Origin of the sequence: Paenibacillus sp. Soil766, from assembly GCF_001428105.1 — a bacterium.
Taxonomy (GTDB): domain Bacteria; phylum Bacillota; class Bacilli; order Paenibacillales; family NBRC-103111; genus Paenibacillus_E.
Window position 1 is genome coordinate 215,888 of the sequence record NZ_LMSJ01000003.1, and the last position, 6,167, is coordinate 222,054.

General features: G+C 41.4%; 4 protein-coding genes. All 4 read right to left on the bottom strand.

Features of this window, described 5'->3' with window-relative positions:
• Positions 1-4 precede the first annotated feature (4 nt).
• The gene (locus tag ASG89_RS03815; protein WP_057308972.1) at positions 5-895 is read right to left on the bottom strand and encodes an ABC transporter permease; all 891 of its coding nucleotides are present in this window, start codon (positions 893-895) and stop codon (positions 5-7) included.
• A 66-nt stretch (positions 896-961) separates the two neighbouring features.
• On the bottom strand, positions 962-2,635 hold the full coding sequence (locus ASG89_RS03820) for an extracellular solute-binding protein (protein WP_057308973.1): 1,674 nt from the start codon (positions 2,633-2,635) through the stop codon (positions 962-964).
• Positions 2,636-2,798: 163 nt separating this feature from the next.
• Entirely contained in the window at positions 2,799-4,151 is a 1,353-nt protein-coding gene (locus tag ASG89_RS03825) for a response regulator (RefSeq protein ID WP_057308974.1), read from the bottom strand.
• A gap of 4 nt (positions 4,152-4,155) precedes the next feature.
• Positions 4,156-5,886, bottom strand: coding sequence for a sensor histidine kinase (locus tag ASG89_RS03830; protein ID WP_057308975.1), 1,731 nt, complete (start codon positions 5,884-5,886; stop codon positions 4,156-4,158).
• Between the last annotated feature and the right edge of the window lie 281 nt (positions 5,887-6,167).

Consider the following 6,167-nt stretch of genomic DNA (forward strand, 5'->3'; position numbering starts at 1 on the left):
TCTATTAGAAAATTCGATAATTCGCAAAACGGTAGGCTAATCCGTAAGAGAGAGATATCAAGACTAGACCGACAACGGATTTAAGAAGTCCAACCGCTGTAGCCAATCCATATTGCATATCAAGTAAGCCTGCCCGATAGACCCACGTATCAATAATATCACCTGTCGAATATACGGTCGGATTATAAAGATTGAATATTTGATCGAATCCGGCATTGAGAATATTTCCCAAGCTTAATGTGCCCAACAGAACAACAACCGGTAATATACTCGGAAGTGTAATGCTGATCAATCGTTTAAACTGGGAAGCCCCATCTATGGCTGCGGCTTCGTACATTTCAGGGTTAATGGACGTCAGGGCCGCGAAAAAAATAATTGCGGCAAAACCAAATTCCTTCCAAATATCACTTGCAATAATAAGACCAGGGAAAATATTGGCATTGGCAAAGAACAGAATTGGATCAACGCCGAAACCAGACAACATCTGATTAATCGGGCCTGTCAGAGAGAAAATATCCAGCATGATGCCAGCAATAATGACCCACGATAGAAAGTGAGGCAGATACACAATCGTTTGAACCGAACGGCTGAACAGCCTGTTTTTCACTTCATTTAACATAAGGGCAAATACTAAGGGAACGATCAAGTTACCAATCATTTTCATTAAAGCAATAAAAATCGTATTCTGAAATATTTGTTTACTATCATCGAGTTCGAACATATAACGGAAATTTTCCAGTCCGATCCACGAAGACTTCCATAAGCCAATGCCTGGATTAAAATCTTTAAATGCAATCAGTATTCCATACATTGGGAGCAGATTACAAAAGAAAAGCCATAACAATCCAGGCAGAAGCATGAGGTAGTAATGCTTGTAGACTCCTCGGTTTAACATGTCAATCTCCCCTTAATAGATCGAACAAGACGAGTGAGCAAGGCACCCGTCTTGTTCATTCTATTTTTATTTCAACTCATTTACTTCCTTAGTGATCTGATCTCCGCCTTGTTCCTTCCATTTGTTCACGAATGAATCAAACTCATCGATTGGAGCGCTTCCCATAATGATCTTCAGAAACATCTCGTCTTCGATCTTCTTCAAATTGGTCCATCTGGATTGCATCGTTTTCGTTTGGGCCGTTGTAAGGCTTTTCACCCAATTAATTTTGGGCAGAGCATCAACGAATGCGGATCCACCGTTCAAATGCGCATACAGGTGTGTGAAGAACTCATCTTTTTGATTCCAATTTGGTATGTCATAGTTGTCAAACGGCTCTTTCTTAACACCTTTGACATGAGAAGCAAGTTCATAAGCAAAACCGTAGTTCAGCTTATCTACTTCCTCCAGCTTCATCTCGCCCTTTAGAACCTTCTGGCTGGATTTGACCGCATATTCCAATTGATCGCCATGACCCATGATAAGGAACAAAGGAATTTCTTGGGAAGTCATTTCTTTGCCGACAGCCGTTTTATAACTAGGATCTTTTTCGTTTACATGGATATTGAGCATTTTCATAACGGCTTCTGGATGCTTATATCCCTTCTTCACAACGATAAATGAACTGCCCGTTGCTTGATTGGAGTTAAATTTCCCCGCTGCGTCCAATGGAGCCGCATATGGCCGCCAGTTGGCGTTCGGATCGTTCTTGATCGAATCCGTCAAATTGTAGGGTGACCACCAAGGCCCGAAGAAAATCCCCGTTTTCCCGCTTGAGATGACCTCCTGCGTGCTTTTCCGAAGTCCCATTTCCTTATCCAGGATTCCTTTGGCATACCAGTCGCGCATTGTGGCTAACGATTGTTTAGTCTCAGGCAGGGTGGATCCGTAAACCGCATTACCGTCTTTATCTTTGACCCAGATACCCGGGTAAGCGTTATTGGCAAAGAACAACGGCGAGAAATTTAAATAATGGTCTCCAGATGAAAGAAAGTTTGCATATAGAGCCCCTCCCTGTTGAGTTCCAACGATACCAAGCGTGTTGTCTCCGCCCATTTTATTGTCTATAAATGCTTTCGCAATATTCTCAAGATCTTTCAGTGTTTTAGGCGGCTGGAGCCCCAGCTTGTCGAGCCAGTCCTTCCTGATCCAAGTCATCGGTGCCGAAGGCAGCGTAGTTTCTGGAAGTGCATACAATTTGCCGTCAAAGGTCACTCCATCCAGCAGTCCTGGATTTGAATCATAGATTTTTTTCAATCTATCGGTTCCATACTTCTTGTAAACTTCCGATAAATCGGCTAATTGTCCTGACTTCACCATTTGCCTTACTTGGGATTCGTTAACCAACATCGCATCCGGCAGATCATTGCTGGCGATAGCCAAGCTTACTTTTTGACTATAGTCTGCATTTGATGCTTCCCACGCATGAGTGACAGCAATGTTATACGTATCTTTCATCCATCGCGTGTAAACATTGCTTTCTGCAGTATCGCTGCCCCCATACTTATAATTCGGGTCAATTCCTCTACCTATTGCAACTTGCACAGGCTCAGGGAACTTGGCCATGAGATCCGTTTTAACCTCGTTATCTTTACTTGTTGGACTGCTGCTTGGACTCGTACTCTGATCTTTACCAGTACAAGCGCTTAAACTTGTCGTTACCAGCAGCCCAGCTATTATCGTCATTACAATCCTTTTCATTGCCTTTCCCCCTCTAACGATTGATCTTTACAATCTCATTTTATCATTGGACACATATTCTTAAGTTAGATGATCCTATTTAATGAGGTCGACAATTACATAAAAATAGAAAAAACGCCCGAAAGATTTCTACCTCTTTTTCGGACGAATATCTACCCTATCATTATTTTCTCTGTCTATAATCACTTGGCAGCACGCCTACTTGATCTCGAAATAAACGGCTGAAATACTTTTCATCATTGTAACCGATCTGTTCCGCAATCCATTGTATGGTTTTTGTTGTATTTTTCAAATATTCCTTTGCTCTCTCCATACGTATATCCCGTATATAATCGGTGTAGTTTTGTCCTGCGATCTGTTTGAAACACTGGCTAAAATAGCTGCTGCTCATATTGACCATCTTCGCCATTTCCCCAGCGCTGACAGGCTGATCCATCATTTGTTGTGCCAAAGTCATCGCCTTCGCAATGCTGTTCTGAATCTCAATAGAATATTGAGGCTTTGAATTGGCTTGTCGAATCGTTTCCCTTGAATCTCTTAACCATGCCTCAAATTGAACCCAACTGGAGAAGAAATCTTCCACTACGATGGGGTTAGAAAGAATTTGATGATACAGTCGGTTCCATTCATCCGTTAAACTAAAGAAAATTCGAGTCAATCTTATAGGTTGAAGCTTCATCGCTCTTAGCTCTTGAATCATATGGTCAAAAACTTGATCGTCCAATATCCATTCTGAGGATAACCATCTTTGCTTAACGGTATTCATTTCATAACCTGTTTCATCATTTCCCCGACTCAGTATGCTTCCGCTGTGAACGAACTGAAGGGATTGCGTTGGATCATAGTCATAGAACAAGTCGTTCTTTCGATAGACCCGAAGAAGCCGTAACAGCGATTTCCGGTCCATATCTTTCAGATCTTTGAAGCAAATAAGAGCATAATTCGGATTAGGCGAGATAGCATTCGGCAGCATGTCCGTCCAATACCATACGCCAACATCTGCCTCAACTGCTCCTAGAGGCAGGGAAATACCGGACTTCATTTCATCGCTTTGTTGATGTAAGGCGTATAAAACAAACAATTCATCCACGCGGCCGATTTCATACTGTTGAATAGGAGGGCTATTGAACGAATCCTTCTTATCCATGAGCGAAGCAATTCTACGCAATACGTCTTCAAACTGCTCTTTCTCCAACTGGGTTTTTGCAATATAATCGATGGCCCCCAGCCGTAGTGCCTCCTGCACATATTCAAAATCCTGGTGCAGCGTCAAAACCACAATCTGAATGTGTGGATGTCTTTGCCGCACTTCCCTCATTAATTCGATCCCAGACATAACAGGCATAGACAAATCTGTAAGCAATAAGTCAACCCTGTTGGTCTCCATGAATTGCAGAGCGTTCTCCCCATTATTGGCCTCACCTGCAACAACCATTCCGAAATCCTGCCAGGGCATGAAGGAGACCAGTCCCTTACGAACAATCTTCTCATCGTCTACGATCAGCACGCGAATCATAGTTTTAATTACCTCCTGAAACAGGAACGCGTAGAGAAACGACCGTCCCTTTTCCAATCTCGCTTTTAATTTCAAATCTTGACTTTTCCCCGTAGTTTGCTTCCAAGATGCGCTTCACGTACTTCATACCGATTCCCATTCCTACTTTTTGGCTTTCCATCGTATCATCCCGCAGCAACTGATCGATCTTCTCTTGCGACATTCCTGCGCCATTATCTTGGATGGTAATCTCAAGCACATCGTTTAACTGGATAGATACATGAATATATCCATCATCGCTAACACCATGGTAAAGAGCATTCTCTACCAAAGGTTGCAGGATAAAACGGGGGATCGATAACGCCATCGCATCATCATCTACATCAATGTCGACATCGAATTGGAAATCATATCGAATTTTTTGCAGTTGAAGATACTCCTTTAAGGCTTGAATCTCACCGCCGATGGTAGTTGCTTCTCCCATTTTACCAAGATTATAATTCAACAGTTTATTTAAGGAGAGAACTAATTTATCGATTTCTTTCTGCCCATTCATCATAGCCAACCAATGGACGGTATCCAACGTATTCATTAGGAAGTGGGGATTAATTTGATACAATAGCTTCTCAACCTCAAGATCCGCTCTCCGCTTTTCTTTCTGTTCAATTTCCCCATATAATTCCCATATTTTCCTTTTCATGTTACGGATTTGATAGAGCAAATAATCAAATTCTGGTATAAACGTTAAATCTGTGCGTTCCTCGGAATTGGACTGAATAAAGGTCTTAATTTCCGTATTGAACTTGTCCAATGGCTTATATAGCATTTTCCACAACAACCATGCCATCAAGACCGCTGCTAGAACGAAAATCAAGAAGAAACCGGTCATTTGAAATAACCATTGGTTCTTTTCCTGATTCAATACATTCTTGGGGAGAATTGAAACGATGCTCCAGCCTTGATTACTTGTTTCTTTATACCACACGTATTGACCATAAGAACCTGATTCGTCCTCTGGGCTATAATCAGGAAACAAACTATTCTCATGGAAGTTTTGATTATCTTGGCTGAAAGCAATTCTTCCGTCATTATCTAGAATAATCAGCCGTCGTGATTTATTTTGCTGACTATCAGAAGCAAATAAATTTTTGGTGGCGTTAAAACCTGTCTCAATGTATAAATAAACGTTTTGTTCCGGTAAATTTACTTTCCGCATTGTGCTAAAGACCAACTGATTAATGGATCTGTTGTAACTTTTGTGAGGACCATAGTAAGTAATTTCCGGATATTTCGACATAATTGGAAGCTGCTCCGGATTGAATTGACCCCTGACTGCAAAATTTTCGAAATCGTACGTCCCCGTATCCGAGTAGTAATACATCGTTAATCCTACGTTCGGATTAGAGAAGGTAATCACGTTCAGTTCATTCTTAATCTCATTACGAAGCCTTATCAGCTCATAAGGGTCGATCTGATGCTGCAGCTGTTCAGACAGTCGATTGCTCCCACTACCAAAAGCGATCTGCTGAGAAACATGATTTAAGTTATTCAATGTGTTCTCCATTGCCAATACTTCCTGCTTCAAGCTGCTTTGGATGGAGCTTTCAACTTTATTGGTAATGATCGAATTAATCGTGTAGAGAGATACAACTCCAAGACATATAAAAGGAATTAGAATGCTGAGGAGAAAGATAGAAATAATTCTTTTCTTAAAAGTGACTTGTTTGAAGCGAGCTGCTATTGAGTTTAAATTCATCGAGTCTCCCCCCCGTTCAAAAAAGATATTACCACGTATCACGGTTTTTAACTAGAACCACCTCCATGATATAAGAATCCCGCTAGTAAGCGTTTTTGAAACATTAGGATCACTGATAGATCTGCCTTTAGTATTGAATCGAGTAGGAGGGGACGGCTAGTCCCCGACCTCTCACACCACCGTACGTCAGACTGTCTAACAACTGATTTCTAAGCACGCATTAAACCATGAATTTATGCTGTTTTACTCAAATCAGCGTTGTGCATTTTAGTTAACGAATG

Bases quoted from the DNA above. Each gene is read 5' to 3' on its own strand.
- ASG89_RS03825 (WP_057308974.1), bottom strand. From the start codon at position 4,151: ATGATTCGCGTGCTGATCGTAGACGATGAGAAGATTGTTCGTAAGGGA.
- ASG89_RS03815 (WP_057308972.1), bottom strand. From the start codon at position 895: ATGTTAAACCGAGGAGTCTACAAGCATTACTACCTCATGCTTCTGCCT.
- ASG89_RS03820 (WP_057308973.1), bottom strand. From the start codon at position 2,635: ATGAAAAGGATTGTAATGACGATAATAGCTGGGCTGCTGGTAACGACA.
- ASG89_RS03830 (WP_057308975.1), bottom strand. From the start codon at position 5,886: ATGAATTTAAACTCAATAGCAGCTCGCTTCAAACAAGTCACTTTTAAG.